The sequence below is a fragment of the Pseudoduganella lutea genome, from assembly GCF_004209755.1.
GTDB lineage: Bacteria > Pseudomonadota > Gammaproteobacteria > Burkholderiales > Burkholderiaceae_D > Rugamonas > Rugamonas lutea.
On sequence record NZ_CP035913.1, the window covers coordinates 6,444,168 to 6,462,798 of the forward strand.

15 protein-coding genes and 1 tRNA gene are annotated in these 18,631 nt (G+C 66.0%); 10 read left to right on the forward strand and 6 right to left on the reverse strand.

Going from position 1 to position 18,631, the window contains the following annotated elements; genetic code table 11:
* The first annotated feature begins 62 nt into the window (after window positions 1-62).
* The 4 genes from EWM63_RS27135 to moaD all read left to right on the forward strand — a co-directional run bounded on the left by EWM63_RS27135 (window position 63) and on the right by moaD (window position 5,013).
* A complete protein-coding gene (locus EWM63_RS27135) occupies window positions 63-1,877 on the forward strand; it encodes a serine hydrolase domain-containing protein (RefSeq protein ID WP_165390954.1) in 1,815 nt (604 codons plus the stop codon).
* A gap of 111 nt (window positions 1,878-1,988) precedes the next feature.
* Window positions 1,989-3,518, forward strand: coding sequence for a threonine synthase (gene thrC / locus EWM63_RS27140; RefSeq protein ID WP_130189311.1), 1,530 nt, complete (start codon window positions 1,989-1,991; stop codon window positions 3,516-3,518).
* Window positions 3,519-4,742 carry a molybdopterin molybdotransferase MoeA gene (locus tag EWM63_RS27145; protein ID WP_130189312.1) on the forward strand — a complete coding sequence of 408 codons (1,224 nt, stop codon included), beginning with the start codon at window positions 3,519-3,521 and terminating at the stop codon, window positions 4,740-4,742.
* Between the two features lie 13 nt (window positions 4,743-4,755).
* Window positions 4,756-5,013, forward strand: coding sequence for a molybdopterin converting factor subunit 1 (moaD, locus tag EWM63_RS27150; RefSeq protein WP_130189313.1), 258 nt, complete (start codon window positions 4,756-4,758; stop codon window positions 5,011-5,013).
* Window positions 5,014-5,017: 4 nt separating this feature from the next.
* Here moaD and EWM63_RS27155 read toward each other — a convergent pair whose 3' ends face one another.
* Window positions 5,018-5,269 (reverse strand): hypothetical protein, encoded by a 252-nt coding sequence (locus EWM63_RS27155; protein ID WP_130189314.1) that lies wholly within the window; start codon window positions 5,267-5,269, stop codon window positions 5,018-5,020.
* Window positions 5,270-5,341: 72 nt separating this feature from the next.
* Between EWM63_RS27155 and EWM63_RS27160 the strand changes: the two genes are divergently transcribed.
* A complete protein-coding gene (locus tag EWM63_RS27160) occupies window positions 5,342-6,598 on the forward strand; it encodes a TIGR03862 family flavoprotein (RefSeq protein ID WP_130189315.1) in 1,257 nt (418 codons plus the stop codon).
* A gap of 39 nt (window positions 6,599-6,637) precedes the next feature.
* Here the strand turns inward: EWM63_RS27160 and EWM63_RS27165 are convergent, their stop codons facing one another.
* The 5 genes from EWM63_RS27165 to hpnC form a co-directional block, all read right to left on the reverse strand.
* The gene (locus EWM63_RS27165) at window positions 6,638-7,450 is read right to left on the reverse strand and encodes a head GIN domain-containing protein (RefSeq protein ID WP_307720804.1); all 813 of its coding nucleotides are present in this window, start codon (window positions 7,448-7,450) and stop codon (window positions 6,638-6,640) included.
* Window positions 7,450-8,229: a DUF1700 domain-containing protein gene (locus EWM63_RS27170; protein WP_130189316.1), complete on the reverse strand. Its 780-nt coding sequence runs from the start codon at window positions 8,227-8,229 to the stop codon at window positions 7,450-7,452. Before EWM63_RS27170 ends, EWM63_RS27165 begins: the two co-directional genes overlap by 1 nt.
* Before the next feature lie 368 nt (window positions 8,230-8,597).
* Window positions 8,598-9,893: a hydroxysqualene dehydroxylase HpnE gene (gene hpnE, locus EWM63_RS27175; RefSeq protein ID WP_130189317.1), complete on the reverse strand. Its 1,296-nt coding sequence runs from the start codon at window positions 9,891-9,893 to the stop codon at window positions 8,598-8,600.
* A 5-nt stretch (window positions 9,894-9,898) separates the two neighbouring features.
* A complete protein-coding gene (gene hpnD / locus EWM63_RS27180; protein ID WP_130189318.1) occupies window positions 9,899-10,732 on the reverse strand; it encodes a presqualene diphosphate synthase HpnD in 834 nt (277 codons plus the stop codon).
* A 35-nt stretch (window positions 10,733-10,767) separates the two neighbouring features.
* Window positions 10,768-11,589, reverse strand: coding sequence for a squalene synthase HpnC (gene hpnC / locus EWM63_RS27185; RefSeq protein ID WP_130189319.1), 822 nt, complete (start codon window positions 11,587-11,589; stop codon window positions 10,768-10,770).
* 175 nt (window positions 11,590-11,764) lie between these two features.
* Between hpnC and EWM63_RS27190 the strand changes: the two genes are divergently transcribed.
* From EWM63_RS27190 to clpP, 5 genes are all read left to right on the forward strand, one after another.
* Entirely contained in the window at window positions 11,765-12,868 is a 1,104-nt protein-coding gene (locus EWM63_RS27190) for an efflux RND transporter periplasmic adaptor subunit (protein WP_130189320.1), read from the forward strand.
* Window positions 12,865-15,966 (forward strand): efflux RND transporter permease subunit, encoded by a 3,102-nt coding sequence (locus tag EWM63_RS27195; RefSeq protein ID WP_307720805.1) that lies wholly within the window; start codon window positions 12,865-12,867, stop codon window positions 15,964-15,966. The genes EWM63_RS27190 and EWM63_RS27195 overlap by 4 nt, the downstream gene beginning before the upstream one ends.
* 268 nt (window positions 15,967-16,234) lie before the next feature.
* Window positions 16,235-16,321: transfer RNA gene (locus tag EWM63_RS27200), tRNA-Leu, on the forward strand.
* Between the two features lie 33 nt (window positions 16,322-16,354).
* Window positions 16,355-17,695, forward strand: a complete 1,341-nt coding sequence (gene tig, locus EWM63_RS27205) for a trigger factor (protein ID WP_130189321.1) — start codon at window positions 16,355-16,357, stop codon at window positions 17,693-17,695.
* A gap of 102 nt (window positions 17,696-17,797) precedes the next feature.
* Window positions 17,798-18,415: an ATP-dependent Clp endopeptidase proteolytic subunit ClpP gene (gene clpP, locus EWM63_RS27210; protein ID WP_371861255.1), complete on the forward strand. Its 618-nt coding sequence runs from the start codon at window positions 17,798-17,800 to the stop codon at window positions 18,413-18,415.
* Window positions 18,416-18,631 lie beyond the last annotated feature (216 nt).

Sequence of the window (18,631 nt, forward strand, 5' to 3'; positions counted from 1 at the left end):
TCCGCGGCCTCCCGCCTGGCTGCTGCTATCCTGCGTGCTGGCCAACTATCGCTGCCTGCACGATGCCCGCTTCGATCCGCTCTTCGCTCCGCCTGGCCAGCACGCTGGTCGCGCTGGCGCTGCCCCTCCCGCATGGCGCAGCCGCTGCCGGCTCCACTACGCCCGCGCTGCAGCCGCGCATCGCCGCGCTGCTGCATGAACAGGGCTTGCCGGGCGCCGTGTGGACAACGCTCGATGCGCAAGGGGGCGCCGGCGTGCGCGATGCGCGCAGCGGTGCCGCGATGCGGGGCGACGAGCGGGTGCTTCCCGGGTCCATTGCCAAGACCGTGCTGGCAACGGGAATCCTGCGGCTGGTGACCGAACGGCGCCTGGCACTGGATACGCCCGTTGCCGGCCTGCTGCCGGGCCTGGAATTCGACAACCGCTGGGCGGCCAGCGATCCCGTGCGCATCCGCCATCTGCTCGACCACACGTCGGGCCTCGACGATGCCCGCTTCTGGCAAGTGTTCACCATGCAAGCCCGCGCCGACGCGCCGCTCGCTGCGGCGTTCCCGCCGGGCAGGGGGCTGCTGCGCAGCCGCCACCGGCCGGGCACGCGCGTATCGTATTCCAACATGGGCTACACGCTGCTGGGCATGGTCATCGAAACCGTCACGGGCCAGCGCTACGAGCATTACCTGGACACGCAGCTGCTCGCGCCGCTGGGCATGCGGGACAGTACGTTCGGCTTTGTCACGCAGCACGGCGACCGGCGGCTGGCAATGGGGCACTTCGAAGGCGGGGCGACCCAACCCGTCACGCCATCGTATGTACGGCCCGCCGGCCAGTTCACGACGACGGCCGCGGACATGGGCCGCTTCGCCCGTTTTCTCATGAGCGATGGCCGCGTTTCTGGCAAGCCGTTCGTCGACCCGGTGCTGCTTGGGCAGATGGGCGAGCCGGCCGGCACCGAGGCGGCTCGCGCGGGGCTCGGTGTGGGATATGCGCTGGGACTGCGCAAGGTGGATCGCCACGGCGTGGTGGCGAAATGCCACAGCGGCAATACGATCGGCTTCCGGGCGATGCTGTGCCTGTTCCCGTCAACGCGGCAAGGCTTCTTCCTCGCCATCAATGGCGACAGTGAAACGGCCGATTACCATCGCTTCGACGCCTTGCTCATCGGGGCGCTGGGGCTCCACACCCCGGTGCCGGCCCGCCCCGCGGCACCTGCGTTCGATACGGGCGCCTGGCACGGGTGGTATGTTCCCGCACCGAACCGTTTCGACAGCATGCGCTTCCTCGATCATGCGTTCGGCTTCCTCCACGTTACCGGAGACGGGACATCGTTGCGGATCGCAGCGCTGCAATCGGCGGACATCGTGTTGCGCCATGCCGGAGAAGGGCTGTTCCAGGCACCCGGCAAGCTGCTGCCGTCGCACGCGCTGCTGACGCTGGCGGACGGCACGCGCGTCATGACGAACGGCACGCAGAGCCACGAGCAGGTTTCCATGGCGGGCCTGTTGGCACTCTGGGCAAGCATCGCGGCCGGGATGGCGGGCCTGGCCGCCATCCTCGTGATGGCGGCGATGCGGCTGGCCCGGCGAAAGCTGTCGGCGCGCGATCCGCTGTGCGTGCCGTTCGCGGGTGTATTGGCCCTGTTGCTGCCGCTGCCATTGTTTTACCGGCAATCGTTCCTGCAATTGGGCGACGTGACGGCGGCCAGCGTGGTGCTGGCCGCCACGACGGCCGCGCTGCCACTGGCCATGCTGGTCGGGCTGGCGGCGGCCGTACGCAGACCATCCCGGCCCGTCGCCGACATGGCGGTCCTGGCGGCCGTGCTTCAGCTGGCACTGGTGCTCGCGGCCTGGGGCCTTCTGCCGCTGCGGCTGTGGATGTGAAGCGGGCCTGATACAACATAAAATTCGAAAAGCTGGCAAATTTCGCAAAGAAACTGCGGCCGCACTATAATAGGGATCCCTCTTCTGTGCTCAAACCGGATTACCAGAACCATGCAATATGTGTCCACCCGCGCCGATGCGTCGGCCGCTGCAGCATCTTCCCAGCAAACTTCCGCACAAGTATCGGCAAACTTCAGCGACATCCTCCTCGGCGGCCTGGCCCCCGATGGCGGCCTGTACCTGCCTGTTGACTACCCGCAGGTGACGGGTGCGGAACTCGATGCGTGGCGCAAGCTACCGTATGCCGATCTCGCGTTCGAGATCCTGCGCAAGTTCGCCACCGACATTCCGGAAGCGGACCTGAAGGCGCTGACGCACAAGACCTACACGGCGGACGTGTACCGCAATGCCCGCGAAGGCGAGAGCGCGGCCGACATCACGCCGCTGCGCGTGCTGGAAGAAGAGGGCGGCAAGAAGCTGGTGCTGCAGGCCCTGTCGAACGGCCCCACGCTGGCGTTCAAGGACATGGCGATGCAACTGCTCGGCAACCTGTTCGAATATGCGCTGGCCAAGCAGGATGCCCAGCTGAACATCTTCGGCGCCACGTCGGGCGATACGGGCAGCGCGGCGGAATATGCGATGCGCGGCAAGCGCGGCATCCGCGTATTCATGCTGTCGCCGCACAAGAAGATGAGCGCGTTCCAGACGGCGCAGATGTTCAGCCTGCAGGACCCGAACATCCTGAACATCGCTGTCGAAGGCGTGTTCGACGATTGCCAGGACATCGTGAAGGCCGTGTCGAACGACCTGGAGTTCAAGGCGCGTCACAAGATCGGTACCGTCAACTCGATCAACTGGGCACGCGTGGTCGCGCAGGTGGTGTACTACTTCCGCGGCTACCTGGCGGCCACCACGTCGAACGACCAGAAGGTGTCGTTCACGGTACCGTCCGGGAACTTCGGCAATATCTGCGCGGGGCACATCGCCCGCATGATGGGCCTGCCGATCGACAAGCTGGTGGTGGCCACCAACGAGAACGACGTGCTGGACGAGTTCTTCCGCACCGGCATCTACCGCGTGCGCAAGTCGGCCGAGACCTACCACACGAGCAGCCCGTCGATGGACATCAGCAAGGCGTCGAACTTCGAGCGCTTCATCTATGACCTGGTCGGTCGCGATCCAGCGCGCGTGAAGGCGCTGTTCACGAAAGTGGAAAGCGACGGCGGCTTCGACCTGTCCGGCGCCGAGGGCAGCGACGGCGACGAATTCGCGAAGGTGGCGCAGTATGGCTTCAAGTCCGGCAAGTCGACGCACGCCGACCGCGTGCAGACGATCCGCGACGTGGCCGACGACTACGGCATCGTCATCGACACGCACACGGCCGATGGCATCAAGGTCGCGAAGGAATACATCGAGGAAGGCGTGCCGATGATCGTGCTGGAAACGGCGCTGGCGGCGAAGTTCAACGAAACGATCCTGGAAGCGCTGGGCGAGGATGCCGAGCGCCCGGCAGGGTTCGAGGATATCGAATCGCTGCCGCAGAAATACACGGTGATGCCACCGGACGTCGACAAGATGAAGGCGTACATCTCGGCCAACGTGAACGCGGCCAATGTCAACGCGGCCGACAAGGGCCAGTAAATGACGGGCGCCCGCAAGCCGATGCTGTCGCGGCAGGAAGCGCTGGACTTCCTGCTGGCGGCATGCCGCCCCGTGACGGATGCGCAGATGGTGCCGACGATCGAGGCGAACGGCCGCGTGCTGGCCGCCGATTGCGTGTCCGGCATCGACGTGCCCGCGCAGGACAATACGCAGATGGATGGCTATGCGGTGCGCGCCGCCGACTGCGCCGGTGGCGCGGCCACGCTGCCGGTCTCTCAGCGCATTCCCGCCGGCCACGTGGGCGAACCCCTGCAACCCGGCACCGCCGCCCGCATCTTCACGGGGGCGTTCATCCCGCCGGGGGCCGATGCGGTGGTGATGCAGGAACAGTGCGAGGCGAACGGCGATGCCGTCACGATCCGCCATGCGCCGCAGGTGGGCGAATGGGTACGGCGCGCGGGGGAGGACATCCGCAGCGGCAGCGTGATCCTGCCGGCCGGCACGCGACTGCGCAGCCAGGAACTGGGCCTGGCGGCATCGATCGGCCTGGCCACCCTGCCGCTGCTGCGCCGTGTGCGCGTGGCCGTGTTTTTCACGGGCGACGAACTGACGATGCCCGGCGAACCCCTGGCACCGGGCGGCATCTACAACTCGAACCGCTTCCTGCTCCGCGCACTGCTGGAAAACCTGGGCTGCGACGTGACCGATTTCGGCATCGTGCCGGACAGCCTGGAAGCCACCCGTGCCGTGTTGCGCGAGGCGGCGCAGGCCAGCGACCTGATCATCACTTCCGGCGGCGTGTCGGTGGGCGAGGAAGACCACGTGAAGCCGGCCGTGGAAGCCGAGGGCAAGCTCGCCATGTGGCAGATCGCCATCAAGCCGGGCAAGCCGCTGGCGTTCGGCGAAGTGGGCAAGGCCTTTTTCATGGGGCTGCCGGGCAACCCGGTCTCGAGCTTCGTCACGTTCCTGCTGTTCGTGCGGCCATTCCTGCTGACATTGCAGGGCGTGGCAGCGCGGGAAGTCGCGGGCAAGCCGCTGGCGTTTCCGCTGCGCGCGGACTTCGACTGGAAGGGCGACCGCCGCAACGAATTCCTGCGCGTGCGCATGAATGGCAACGGCGGCCTGGACCTGTTCCCGAACCAGGGATCAGGCGTGTTGACGTCGACCGTGTGGGGTGACGGGCTGGTGGACAATCCGCCGGGCCAGGCGATCCGCGCCGGCGACACCGTCCGCTTCATCCCGTTTACAGAATTGCTGTATTGAGTGCTGTACTGATATGCGAATCAACCTGAAATTCTTTGCCAGCGTGCGTGAAAAGCTGGGGACCGGCGCCGAGACCATTGACGTGCCGGGGGACGTGGCGACCGTGGGCGCGCTGCGCGACCTGCTGGTGGCCCGTGGCGGCGCATGGGCCGAGGCGCTCGGCGAAGGCCGCGCGTTGCGCATGGCCTGCAACCAACAAATGTGCGATGCGTCCGAAGTATTGGCCGAGAACGCCGAGGTGGCGTTCTTCCCGCCCGTGACGGGCGGCTGAGCCTTTAACGTTTCTTCTTGCGCGGCGCCGGAGCGGGCTTTGGCAGGGTGGCTTCGCATGCGGCGCACTGGAGTGCCTTGCGATAGCGGTTCCACGCGGCGCCGGTAAAGATCGCGGCGGCCACGGCGGCCCAGATGGCAGCGCTGGCGATGTCCGCCGGCGTCGTCGTTCCTTTCGCCCATTCGACGGCGGCCAGGATGGCGAACAGCGGCACGGCCGCCAGCAGGTAGCGCTTGATCCAGAAAACGGGGCCCATCGGTTCCTCCAGCGGTGGTTTTTTGCCAGTATGCCGGGGCCGGGCGCGTTTTGCACTACAATCTCGCTCCTCATGCATACCCCAGATACTTCCCCAGCGCGGCGCCCGCGCGTGGCGATCGTCGGCGGCGGACCGGCTGGCCTGATGGCTGCCGAAACGCTGTCCCGCGCCGGCGCATTCGACATCCACCTGTACGATGCGATGCCCTCCGTCGGCCGCAAGTTCCTGCTGGCCGGCCGCGGCGGCATGAACATCACCCACGCCGAGCCCTACGAACAGTTCGTTGCGCGCTACGGCGCCCGCGCCGATGCGCTGCAGCCGATGCTGGACGCATTCGGGCCGGACGCCGTGCGGGCATGGGTGCATGGCCTGGGCATTGAAACATTCGTCGGCACGTCCGGCCGCGTCTTCCCGACCGAAATGAAAGCGGCGCCGTTGCTGCGCGCATGGCTGCACCGCCTGCGCGAAGCGGGCGTGCAATTGCACCAGCGGCACCGGTGGACCGGCTGGGTGGACGATGCGCTGCGCTTCGAGACGCCGGCCGGCGAGCTGCTCGTCCAGGCCGATGCGACCATCCTTGCGCTGGGCGGTGCCAGCTGGGCGCGGCTGGGCTCCGACGGCGCGTGGCTGCCCTTGCTGGCCTCGCGCGGCATCGACGTCGCGCCGCTACGGCCGTCGAACTGCGGTTTCGACGTGGGCTGGAGCCCGCTGTTCGCGCAGCGGTACGCGGGCCAGCCATTGACCACCGTGGCGGCGACGTGGACCGACGGTGCCGGGCAGCGCGTGCGCAAGCAGGGGCAGTTCGTGGTGACGGCCACCGGCGTCGAAGGCAGCCTGATTTACGCGCTGTCCGCGCCGGTGCGGGACCAGATCGCGGCGCAAGGCAGCGCCGTCATCTTGCTGGACCTGCTGCCGGATCTGCCAGCGGAACGGGTACTGGCCGAGGTGACGCGTCCGCGCGGGTCGCGGTCGATGTCCAGCCACCTGCAGGGGCGGCTGGGGATCAAGGGCGTAAAGGCCGGCCTGCTGCACGAGTGCCTGAGCAAGCAGGCCTATGCCGACCCGGAGGCGCTCGCCCGCGCGTTGAAAGCGTTGCCCGTGACGCTGCGGGCGCCGCGGCCCATCGACGAAGCCATCAGCAGCGCCGGCGGGGTGGCGTTCGAGGCGCTCGAGAGTACGATGTTGCGGTCGATGCCGGGGGTATTCGTGGCCGGCGAGATGGTCGACTGGGAGGCGCCGACCGGAGGGTATCTGTTGACGGCTTGCCTGGCCAGCGGCGTGGCGGCCGGCAAGGCGGTTGCCGGCTGGCTTGCAGCGGCCCGGGCCTAGCGGCGTTTGGTTAGAGGGCCGGGGAGCGGCGTTGTGTCGCTACTCGAACGCCACGTCGCCCGACCCCGTGCGACTGACGCTGCGCTCATCCGGATTGCCGTACACCGTCACATCGCCACTGCCGGCGACGGCGATCGTGGCGCGCTTGCGGGCGAAAACCTCGGTGCTGCCCGAGCCCTTGACCTCGACGGACACCGTGTTCGAGGCCATGTGCTGCGCATCGATGACGCCCGAGCCGGTCAGTTCGGCGTCCAGTGCATCGCACGTGCCCGACACGCTGATCGATCCCGATCCGTACAGTGCCAGTTGCACGTCCTCGCCGCTGCCCGATTTCAGGTCCAGGCCACCGTTGCCATGGACGGCGGCCTGCACGTGCCGGTAGCGGCCGGAAAATGAGAGGTCGCCGGAGCCGTTGATCGTGATCTTCAGCCGCTCGCCGGAAAAACCCGTGATCGAACTGTCGCCGCTGCCGCGGATGTCGACCGACTGGAGCGACGGCAGCACCGCTTCCACCTGCAGCGGGCGCTTGTGGTGGAACAGCATGCCGGTGGTGGCGATGCGCAGCGTGCCGTCCTCCTGCGATGTGGCGACGTTGCCGAGCAGGCGCTGTTCGCCGCGCACCTTTAGCGACGGTGTGCTGCCCTGGCGCAGCGTGAGGTCGATCGGCCCCTGCAGATCGATCGCCGTGATGCCGTGGCCGATCTCGCGCATTTCGGTGCGGGTGACCCGCCCGGCGGTCGTCGACGGATTGGCCACGCCCTGTGCGCGCAGCATGGTGTAGGACACGCCGATCAGCCCCAGTGCGAGGACAAACAGCGACAGGCCTACCTTGACGAGGGTTCGGATGCGCATCACCGGCCCCGCAGCAAGGCGTGGTTCATCTGCACATAGCGGCGCAGGCCGATGGCGCTGTAGCGCGTGACCACCAGCGACAGCAGGAACAGCGCGATGCCGCCCAGCACGAGGCCGAAGCCGAGTACTGTCTGCGTGGCGCGCGACGCGCCTTCGGGATCGACGGAAATGCGCACGCTGCCGTCGGCCATGGCTTCGGCATTGTCCAGCAGGCGGCCGGAGCGGCTGTCTTCCTCGTCGAGTTCCTGCTGCAGTCCGGGCGACGGCTGCTGGCTGACCTCGATGCCGCCATCGCCGATCGAGATCCTTGTCTCCAGGCGCTCCCGCCCCTCGTCGTCGCCGATGTCGGCAAGGTGGCGCAGCGGACCGGCGAGTATCATTTCGTTGGCGCCCGCCAGGCCGCTTGCGGCCACGGCGATGCCGCTGACGTAGAACGCGAACGAACACGCGTACACGGTCAGCAGCAGCGCCGTGAACACGGCTGCCGGCACCACCATGAACAGGTTGAACACCGCCAGGCCGGCGAACGACACGAGCATGCGGCCAAGGCTGGCCGGCGTGCGCTTCTGCTCGAACGACTCCAGGTGCACGCTGGCACGCAGGGTCATCGCGATCCTGCGTGGCTCATCCAGGTCGGCCACGATCTCGGCCTCGCTGCGGCCCGCCACGAGCCCGTCGATGAAGCGCTGTTCGTAGTACGCCAGCGTTTTCGCGACCGTTGCCAACGGCAGGCCCGTCATGGCCTTCCTGAGCGCGTCGAGATATTCCTGCTTGCCCATCGGTGTTTCCTAGTGCATCGCCAGTTGCAGCGCCACGGGGTGGCCGTGCGCGTCGATCTGGACGATCGCCGCTGCGCTTAGCAGGACGATGGCCAGAACGGCGAGGGTTGTCAAAGTGATCTTCATGTCCGGTCCTCCGATGTTGCCACTGTACGGCTGCCGCAAGGAACATGCCAACGCGCTGCGACAGGCTGCAAAAACCGGGGGGCGGGCGGTCTCCACGCGGGACAGGGCGGGAGCGCATGCAATGCGGCAGTGCGAATCAACACAAGAGCCAGGCAACGAGGGAGCACGGATGGCCGCAAGAGCGCGGATCACCGCAAGAGCGCGGATCACCGCAAGAGCGCGGATCACTGCAAGAGCGCGGATCACCGCAAGAGCGCTGCGGCGGAGATCCCGCTGCGCACCGCCATTTCCAGCGTGGCGGGATAGTCGCCGGCCGTGTAGTCGCCTGCGAGGACGAGACCGGCCAGCGGCGTGCCGTTTGCCGGGCGGTCCAGGCCGGCCGTGCACGCGAAGGTCGCGCGCTTTTCGGTGACGACCTTCGTCCATGCCGGACTGCCGAGTTCCCGGCGGTGAAATGCGCGCGCCAGTTGCGCGGCGATGGCCTGGGCCAGCTCGGGCTGGGGCAGGGCGCTCGCCGCGCCCGACGCGCTGACGATCACGGCCAGCAGCCCCGCCTGCGCCGGGTCGAGCTGGCCGCGGTCGAACACGAACTGGCCCCATTGGCCGTTGTCCGGTTCGTCCTCCAATGCAAAGAACGGCCCGGGCAGCGTGATGGCTTCGTACTGCAGATAGCAGGTGGTGATCGGTTCATACGTCAAAGCGGACAACTGCGCGACGACCGGCGCCGCATCGGGAAGCGGCGCCAGCAGTGCGGCGGTGGCCACGGGCGGCGTGGCGAGCACCACCTTGTCGAACGGCGTGCCGTCGAGCAGCCAGCCATCGGCCTGCGCCACCACCTCCGAGATTTTTGCACCTAACCGAATGGTGGCGCCACGCTCCGCCAGCCACCGCGCCGCGGTATCGGGAAACAGGGCCGACAGGTCGTGGCGGGGGACCAGCATGTCCGACGCCTTGCGGCGCGCGCCCAGGCTGTCGCGCAGGACGGCGAGGAAGACTTTGGCGGAAGCGGATTCCGGCGGCGTGTTCAGCGCGGCCAGGCAAAGCGGGCGCCACATCAGTTTGACGAGGCGCGGCGTCTGGTCGAAGCGTTCCAGCAGTTCGGCCACGGTGCAGTCGTTGTCGAGCTGCCAGCCCATCCAGCGCGCCGTCGTCGAGAAGCGGGCCATCGCCAGCTTGTCGTCGCGGCCCAGGCCCGTGGCGCGCAGCAGCGCAATGGCGAGGTGCAGCGGGGCCGGCAGGCGTGGCGCGACGAAATCCATGCCGCCGGGCGGGTAGCGCATCTGCAGCGGCAGCGCGAGTACAGCACGGGCCAGGTCGACGCCGACGGTGCGCATCAGTTTCAGCGATGCCGCATAGGCGCCCAGCAGGATGTGCTGGCCATTGTCGAGGGTGCGCCCGGCTGCCTCGATGCGGCGCGCGCGGCCGCCCAGCGTGCGGCTGGCTTCGAACAGCGTGACATCGGCACCGCGCCGCACCAGTTCGACGGCGGCGGCGCAGCCGGCCCAGCCGCCGCCGACGACCGCCACGCGGCTAGCCATTCAGGTCAGCCACGAACGTAGGTCTTCCACGCCAGCCACAGCTTGCGGATCGGCGTCAGCGAAATGCGCTGCGTGAGCACGTGGTAACCGTCGCGCTCGATCTCGTCGAGCACCGTGCGGTAGATGGCCGCCATGATCAGGCCGGGGCGCTGGGCGCGGCGGTCTTCCTTGGGCAGCAGCGCGAACGCTTCCTCGTAGGCCTTCTGGGCGCGGTCGGCCTGGAAGGCCATCAGCTTCGTGAACCCTTCCGTGTGGCGCGCGTTCAGCAGGTCCGCCGCGGTCACGCCGAACTGCTGCAGTTCGTTGATCGGCAGGTAGATGCGGCCCTTGCGGGCATCCTCGCCCACGTCGCGGATGATGTTCGTGAGCTGGAACGCGTGCCCCAGCTTTTCGGCATAGCGCAGCGTTTGCGGGCTGGTCGAACCGAAGATGCTGGCCGACAGGATGCCGACCACGCCGGCCACGTGCCAGCAGTATTTCGACAGGCCGGCGTAATCGAGGTAGCGCGTCTGGTTCAGGTCCATCTCCATGCCGTCGATGATGGCCTGCATGTGTTCCTGCTGCAGTCCATAGGGCACCACGTGCGGCTGCAGGGCCTTCGTGACCGGATGCGTGGGCTTGCCCTCGTACATGGCCGCCATCTCGGTGCGCCACCACGCCAGCTTGATGCGGGCCAGCGATTCGTCGGTGCATTCGTCGACGGTGTCGTCCACTTCGCGGCAGAACGCATACAGCGCCGTGATCGCGCGCCGGCGTTCGGGCGGCAGGAACAGGAAGCTGTAATAGAAACTCGAGCCGCTGGCGGCGGCCTTCTGCTGGCAGTAATCGTCGGGGGACATGTAATTATTTTGCAATATTGCGCGAATCGAAGGCGCTATTCTAAGGGTAAGGGCCGCAACGCGCGCCAGAAAACTTTCAGCCAGTCGGCACGGCGCAGCACGGGGCGGCGCCGGAACACGTCGTAATCGACTTCCTCGATCGCCTCCAGGATGCGCAGGCCGCCATGCACGATAAGGCGCAATTCGAGGCCGATGCGGCCCGGCAGACGCCAGGCGAGCGGTGCCCCGGAGAGCATCAGCGCGCGCGTGCGTTCCACCTCGAAGCGCATCAGCGCGCGCCACTTGCCGCGCGCCGCCGGATCGTGCAGGTGGGCGGGGGAGATCGCGAAGCGGGCCAGGTCGTCGAGCGGAATGTAGATGCGTTCCTTTTGCTGGTCCACGGCCACGTCCTGCCAGAAGTTAATCAGCTGGAGCGCCGTGCAGATGGCGTCCGAGTCGCGCACGTTGTCCGGCGTGGCCGCGCCATACAGGTGGAGCATGAGCAGGCCGACCGGATTGGCCGAGCGCTCGCAGTAGTCGAGGAGTTCGTCGTATCGCTGGTAACGGGTGACGGTCACGTCCTGCCGGAAGGCGGACAGCAGGTCGTGGAACGGCTTGAGCGGCAAGTCGTGGGCGGCGATGGCGGCGGCGAGATTGCGGAACATCGGCTCGGGCGGTGGCGAGCCCAGTTCGATATGCACCAGCGCGGCCTCGTACTCGCCCAGCGCGGCAAGGCGCTGGGATGGCGTCGCGTCGCCTTCGTCGGCAACATCGTCGGCGCCGCGCGCGAAGGCGTAGATGGCCTGAACGGCGGGCACGAGGCGGCGCGGCATCAGCAGCGAAGCGACAGGGAAGTTCTCGTAATGATCAACGGCCATGGGCGGGCGCCTGCCTAACTGACGCGAAAGTCATTTTCAAACCGCCATGTCACGACTATAATTTTCTTCTTACTTTTGTACATTACTTAACAGAAAGTCATTGATTCAGCCCGCAATCATAGTGGCTTAGCGTTCCCGCCGCAATTGCAGCCGAACCGGAGAGAAGGAAAATACCGTGCAAGCCAAGAAGCCTTACCTGATTGCGGCCATTGCCGTGCTGCTCGCCGCCTGCTCGAAGCCGCCGGAAAAAACGGAAGACGTGCGTCCGGTACGGGCGATCGTGCTGGAAAGTTCGGACGTCGACGTGAATGCCGAGTTCTCCGGCGAGGTGCGCGCCCGCTACCAGTCGCAGCTGGGATTCCGCGTGCCCGGCAAGATCGTGGCGCGCAAGGTCGATGTCGGCGCCACCGTGCGCAAGGGCCAGGCGCTGATGCAGCTCGATCCGCAGGACCTGCGACTCGGGCAGGCGCAGGCGCAGGCCACGCTGCGGGCGACGGAAACGACGCGCGACCTGGCCGCCGCGGACGTGAAACGCTACCGCGAACTGCGTGCCCAGAATTTCGTGGCGCAGGCCGTACTCGACGAAAAGGAATCGGCGCTGCGCGCGGCTGAGGCGCAGGTGGATGCGGCCCGCGCCGGCTACCGCGAGCAGTCGAACCAGGCCGGCTATGCGGCGCTGGTGGCGGACGTCGACGGTGTCGTCACGCAGGTGGCGGCCGAGGCCGGGCAGGTGGTGGCGGCCGGCACGCCGGTCGTGACGGTGGCGCGCACCGACGAGAAGGAAGTGGTGTTCGGCGTGCCGGAAGACCGCGTGGACGCGTTGCGCCAGGTGTCGGATGTGCACGTGCGCCTGTGGGCGGCGCCGGACCAGGTGGTGCCGGCGAAGATCCGTGAAGTGTCGCCGGTGGCCGATCCCGCAACGCGCACGTACGCGTTCAAGGTCGCGCTGCCGCCCACGCTGACCCAGGCCAAGCTGGGCATGACGGCGGTGGTGCAGTTCGCGTCGAAAGGGGAGCCGAAGATCAAGGTGCCGCTGTCGGCATTGTTCCACGAACGCAATGCAACCTCCGTCTGGGTGGTCGAGCAGGGCGCCGTCCGGCTGGTGCCGGTGACGGTGGTGGCCGCCGAAGGCAACGACCTGGTGCTGGGCAGCGGCGTGAAGGCGGGGCAGACGGTCGTGACGGCCGGCGTGCACCTGCTCAAGCCCGGCCAGAAGGTGCGCATCCTGGGTGACGATGTGCCGAAGGCGCCGCCGGCGCCTGCCGCGAAGGGGGCATGATGAGCGGTTTCAACCGGGGTTTCAATCTCTCGCGGTGGGCCCTCGAACATATTCCGCTGACGCGCTACCTGATCGCCGTGATGCTGATCGGCGGCATGCTCAGCTACAAGAACCTGGGCCAGGACGAAGACCCGCCGTTCACCTTCCGGATCATGGTGGTGCAGGCCTTCTGGCCGGGTGCCACGGCGCTGCAGATGGCCAACCAGGTCACGGACAAGCTGGAAAAGAAGCTGCAGGAAACGCCGTATATCGACGAGATCAGCAGTTACTCGAAGCCAGGCCAGACGCTGATCATGCTCAGCCTGCGCGAATCGACACCGCCGAAGGAAACCGGCAACGCCTGGTACCAGGTGCGCAAGAAGGTGGGCGACATCGCCGGCACCTTGCCGCAGGGCGTGATCGGACCCACGTTCAACGACGAATTCGGCGACACGTATGGCTCGATCTTTGCGCTGTCGGGCGATGGCTTCACGTATGCCGAAATGAAGGACTACGCCGACTTTGTGCGCCAGCAACTGCTGCGCGTGGGGAAGGTCTCGAAGGTCGAACTGTTCGGCGTGCAGGATGAAAAGATCGACATCGAGTTCTCGCACCAGAAATTCGCCCAACTGGGCATCCCGTTCGAGCAGATCGTCAACCAGATCGCCACGCAGAACACGGTCGAGGCGACCGGCACGCTGGTGACGCCGACCGACAACCTGCAGGTGCGCGTCACGGGGGCACTGGCCACCGTCAAGGACCTGGAAGACCTGGAGCTGCGCGCCAATGGCACCACATTCCGGCTCGGCGATTTCGCGAAGATCCGCCGCGCTTACCAGGATCCGCCGCGCGACAAGATGCGTTTCAACGGCAAGGAAGTGATCGGGCTGGGCGTCTCGATGGAAAAGGGCGGCAACATCATCGAGATGGGCAAGGCGCTCGAGGAAACCGTGTCCGCCCTGCGGGGCAAGCTGCCGGTCGGGATCGAGCTGGCGCGCGTGTCGGACCAGCCGCAGGCCGTCACCGCCTCCGTGGGCGAATTCGTCCACACGCTCATCGAGGCCGTGCTGATCGTGCTGGCCGTGAGCTTCCTGGCGCTGGGGCTGCACACGAAACCGAAGTGGCGGCTGGACGTGCGCCCCGGGCTCGTGGTGGCGCTGACGATTCCATTGGTGCTGGCCGTGACGTTCCTGTTAATGCGCATGCTGAACATCGACCTGCACAAGATCTCGCTGGGCGCGCTGATCATCGCGCTGGGCCTGCTGGTCGACGATGCGATCATCGCCGTCGAAATGATGGTGCGGAAGATGGAGGAAGGTCTGTCGCGCCTCGAGGCGGCCACGTTCGCGTATACATCCACGGCGATGCCGATGCTGACCGGCACGCTGATCACCGTGGCCGGCTTCGTGCCGATCGGGCTGGCGCAGTCGACGGCGGGCGAGTACACGTTCTCGCTGTTCTCGGTGAACGCGATCGCATTGATCATGTCGTGGGTGGTGGCCGTGGTGTTCACGCCCTATATCGGCTACCTGCTGCTGAAGGTACAACCGCACGCGCCCGGCGAGCACGGTCACGACGTGTTCGATTCGCCGGGCTTCCAGCGCTTCCGCCGCGTGGTGACCTGGTGCGTGGAGTGGCGCAAGACGACGATCGCGGCCACCCTCGTGATCTTCGCGCTCGGCGTGTATGGCTTCAATTTCATCGAGAAGCAGTTCTTCCCGGATTCCTCGCGGCCCGAACTGATGGTGGAGATGTGGTCGCCCGAAGGCACGGCGTTCGCCGCCAACGAAGCCCAGGTGAAGAAATTCGAGGACTTCATCCGCAGGCAGCCGGGCGTGGTGTCAGTGACGAGCTACGTGGGCACCGGCAGCCCGCGCTTCTACCTGCCGCTGGACCAGATCTTCCCGCAATCGAACGTGTCGCAGATCGTGGTGCTGCCGAAGGACCTGCAGGCGCGCGCGGACCTGCAGAAGAAGATCACGCAGGTCTTCCATGACGATTTTCCCGAAGTGCGCGGCCGCGTGAAGCTGCTGCCGAACGGGCCTCCGGTGCCTTACCCGGTGCAGTTCCGCGTGACGGGCACTGAGGTCGACAAGGTGCGCACGATCGCCGACCAGGTGAAAGGCATCGTGCGCGCCAACCCGAACGCCGTGGGCGTGAACGACAACTGGAACGAGTCCGTAAAGGTGCTGCGGCTGGACCTCGACCAGGACCGCATGCGCGCCCTGGGCGTGACGACACAGACGGTGATGCGCGTCGCGAACACGGTGCTGTCCGGCACCGTGGTCGGCCAGTTCCGCGAGGGCATCCGGCTGATCGACATCCAGGTGCGCCAGCCGGTGGCGGAACGCCAGACGATCGAGATCCTGAACAATACCAACGTGCCGACGGCGAGCGGCCGTTCGGTGCCGATCTCGCAACTGGCCAGGGTGGACTTCGTGTGGGAGCCGGGCGTCGTGTGGCGCCTGGGCCGCGAGTGGGCCATCACCGTGCAGGCCGACGTGGTCGAAGGCATCCAGGGGCCCACCGTGTCGGGGCAGATCAATCCTGAGCTGGCCGACCTGCGCGCGCGCCTGCCGGCCGGCTACAAGATCGAGGAAAAGGGCGCGGCCGCCGATTCCGGCGAGGCCGAGCAGTCGATCGCCGTGAACCTGCCGCTGGCGCTGTTCCTGATCTTTACCCTGCTGATGCTGCAGTTGCACAGCTTCTCGCGATCGCTATTGGTGTTCCTGACCGGGCCGCTGGGCGTGGCCGGGGCGGCGTTCGCGCTGCTGCTGCTGGACCGGCCGCTGGGCTTCGTGGCGAACCTGGGCATCATCGCGCTGTTCGGCATGATCATCCGCAACTCGGTCATCCTGGTCGACCAGATCGAGCAGGACATCAAGGGCGGCGCCGCGCCCTGGGATGCGATCGTGGAATCGGCCGTGCGGCGCTGCCGGCCGATCCTGCTGACCGCGGCCGCCGCCGCACTGGCGATGATTCCGCTGTCGCGCTCGGTATTCTGGGGGCCGATGGCGGTGGCGATCATGGGCGGGCTGGTGCTGGCGACGGCATTGACGCTGCTGTTCCTGCCGGCCTTGTATGCGGCATGGTTCCGCGTTAAAAAGCCGGTGCGCTAGCAATGAATGAAAGCGACATGGACGAATGGGCCAGCTTATTAATTGATCAGTTGGCTAAAGGTCAAAAATCATCCCCATTTTTGGGAAAAACCAGTAAAATGCCGTGTTGAAGTTGAAAGCCCCTGTGATTTTCAGGGTAGGGCGACCCGTTTTCACTTAATGGTCGCCCTTTGCTTTTGCGCAAAGTAGCAATGGGAAAGCTGGAGATCCCGAACAGCGCCGAGCCGGCTGGTAATACGCGGCGGCGCTTGTCGAGGTTTCCCATAGCGCGAGGATGGCGAAATTGGTAGACGCACCAGGTTTAGGTCCTGACGCCAGCAATGGTGTGGGGGTTCGAGTCCCCCTCCTCGCACCAACAGTATTCACAAATTTTTTGGACGATCTTTACATGGCAACTGCTGTCGAAAACTTGGGCAAACTCGAACGCCGACTCACGATTTCCTTCCCGCTGTCGGACGTCCGCTCCGAAGTGGAAAAGCGCCTGAAGGCGCAAGCCAAGTCCGCGCGCGCCCCCGGCTTCCGCCCGGGCAAGGTGCCGATGAAGATGGTGGCGGCCCAGTATGGCTACCAGATCGAAACCGAAGTGCTGAACGATAAAGTGGGCCGCGCGTTCAACGACGCCGCCAACGAAAACAACCTGCGCGTTGCCGGTTTCCCGAAGATCGAACCGAAAGAAGGTTCGCCGGAAGGCCAGCTGGCCTTCGACGCCACGTTCGAGGTGTACCCGGAAGTGGAAATCGGCGACCTGTCGCAGGTCGAGGTCGAGACCGTGAAGTCGTCCGTGACCGACGTCGAGATCGACAAGACGATCGATATCCTGCGCAAGCAGCGCGTGCACTTCCACACCAAGGGTGAGGCGGGCGAGCACGGCGACGGCGGCGAAGCCGTGGCCGCCAACGGCGACCGCGTGACCGTGGATTTCGTGGGCAAGATCGACGGTGAAGAGTTCGCCGGCGGCAAGGCCGAGGATTATGTGTTCGTGCTGGGCGAAGGCCGCATGCTGCCGGAATTCGAAGCCGCGACCGTGGGCCTGAAAGTGGGCGAGGCGAAGACCTTCCCGCTGGCCTTCCCGGAGGATTACCACGGCAAGGACGTGGCCGGCAAGACCGCCGAGTTCACCATCACGCTGAAGAAGCTGGAATGGGCGCACCTGCCGGAAGTCGATGCCGAGTTCGCGAAATCGCTGGGCGTGGCCGATGGCGACCTGGCCAAGATGCGCGATGACATCAAGGTCAACCTGGAGCGCGAAGTGAACGGCCGTGTCAAGGCGCGCAACAAGGAAGCCGTGATGGATGCGCTGGTGAACACCGCCACGCTGGACGTGCCCCAGGCGCTGATCGACCAGGACACCGAGCGCCTGGCCGAGATGACCCGCCAGGACATGGCCGCCCGCGGCATGAACGTAAAAGATGTACCATTCCCTCCGGAGCTGTTCAAGGACAAGGCCGAGCGCCGCGTGCGCCTGGGCCTGATCCTGTCGAAGCTGGTGGGCGACAACGAACTGCAAGCCACGCCGGAACAGGTGAAGGCGCAGATCGAAGACTTCGCGCAGAGCTATGAAGATCCGCGCGAAGTGCTGAAGTACTACTACAGCGACCGTCGCCGCCTGGCCGAGGTGGAAGCCCTTGTATTGGAAGAAAACGTCGTTACTTACGTCCTGGGCCTGTCGAAGACGTCGGCGAAGGAAGTGCCGTTCGACGAACTGATGGGAAGCGCAGCACAGGGCTAAGTAAGCCTGTCGCACAACATCCGGCACCGGCCGGCTGCAAGTTACGTGATGTTGCGGACTTCAGCCGGCCGGTGCGTTTCACAAGGAAAAGGAATGATCGGAATGAACCGCAATCCGGCGCTGGACACGGAAATGCTCGGCCTGGTGCCGATGGTGATCGAACAGAGCGGCCGTGGCGAGCGCTCGTATGACATTTACTCGCGCCTGCTGAAAGAGCGCGTGATCTTCATGGTCGGCCCGGTCAACGACCAGATGGCCAACCTGATCGTGGCGCAGCTGCTGTTCCTGGAGAGCGAGAATCCCGACAAGGACATCTCGCTGTACATCAATTCGCCTGGCGGTTCGGTTTCGGCTGGCCTGGCGATTTTCGATACGATGCAGTTCATTAAACCCGATGTGTCGACGCTGTGCACGGGCATGGCCGCGTCGATGGGCGCCTTCCTGCTGGCCGCCGGCGCCAAGGGCAAGCGTTTCTCGCTGCCGAATTCGCGCATCATGATCCACCAGCCTTCCGGTGGGTCGCAAGGCCAGGCTTCCGATATCGAGATCCAGGCGAAGGAAATCCTGTACCTGCGTCATCGCCTGAACAGTATCCTCGCGGAACGCACCGGCCAGACGATCGACCAGATCGCCAAGGACACGGACCGCGATCGCTTCATGTCCGGTGACGAGGCCGCCGAATATGGCCTGATCGACAAGGTGCTGACGACCCGCGCTTGATTCGACCCAGGCCGGTAGCGGTTAGCGCGAGCCAAAACGCGAAAATTACGCCCGGACGCCACACCGTTCCGGGCGTTTTATTTTTATTTCGGGTAGCATGTGGTTGTGTGCAGGACTTCTTGCTCCATCACACGCCACGTCTGAATGCCGCATGTGTACGCTACGTCATGTCTTACTGTGGATCTGAACGGCGTATCATTTTGCGGCTGTCCGGCG

Bases quoted from the DNA above. Each gene is read 5' to 3' on its own strand.
- thrC (WP_130189311.1), top strand. From the start codon at position 1,989: ATGCAATATGTGTCCACCCGCGCCGATGCGTCGGCCGCTGCAGCATCT.
- EWM63_RS27160 (WP_130189315.1), top strand. From the start codon at position 5,342: ATGCATACCCCAGATACTTCCCCAGCGCGGCGCCCGCGCGTGGCGATC.
- hpnD (WP_130189318.1), bottom strand. From the start codon at position 10,732: ATGTCCCCCGACGATTACTGCCAGCAGAAGGCCGCCGCCAGCGGCTCG.
- moaD (WP_130189313.1), top strand. From the start codon at position 4,756: ATGCGAATCAACCTGAAATTCTTTGCCAGCGTGCGTGAAAAGCTGGGG.
- EWM63_RS27145 (WP_130189312.1), top strand. From the start codon at position 3,519: ATGACGGGCGCCCGCAAGCCGATGCTGTCGCGGCAGGAAGCGCTGGAC.
- EWM63_RS27165 (WP_307720804.1), bottom strand. From the start codon at position 7,450: ATGCGCATCCGAACCCTCGTCAAGGTAGGCCTGTCGCTGTTTGTCCTC.
- hpnC (WP_130189319.1), bottom strand. From the start codon at position 11,589: ATGGCCGTTGATCATTACGAGAACTTCCCTGTCGCTTCGCTGCTGATG.
- EWM63_RS27135 (WP_165390954.1), top strand. From the start codon at position 63: ATGCCCGCTTCGATCCGCTCTTCGCTCCGCCTGGCCAGCACGCTGGTC.
- EWM63_RS27155 (WP_130189314.1), bottom strand. From the start codon at position 5,269: ATGGGCCCCGTTTTCTGGATCAAGCGCTACCTGCTGGCGGCCGTGCCG.
- EWM63_RS27170 (WP_130189316.1), bottom strand. From the start codon at position 8,229: ATGGGCAAGCAGGAATATCTCGACGCGCTCAGGAAGGCCATGACGGGC.
- EWM63_RS27195 (WP_307720805.1), top strand. From the start codon at position 12,865: ATGATGAGCGGTTTCAACCGGGGTTTCAATCTCTCGCGGTGGGCCCTC.
- tig (WP_130189321.1), top strand. From the start codon at position 16,355: ATGGCAACTGCTGTCGAAAACTTGGGCAAACTCGAACGCCGACTCACG.
- hpnE (WP_130189317.1), bottom strand. From the start codon at position 9,893: ATGGCTAGCCGCGTGGCGGTCGTCGGCGGCGGCTGGGCCGGCTGCGCC.
- clpP (WP_371861255.1), top strand. From the start codon at position 17,798: ATGAACCGCAATCCGGCGCTGGACACGGAAATGCTCGGCCTGGTGCCG.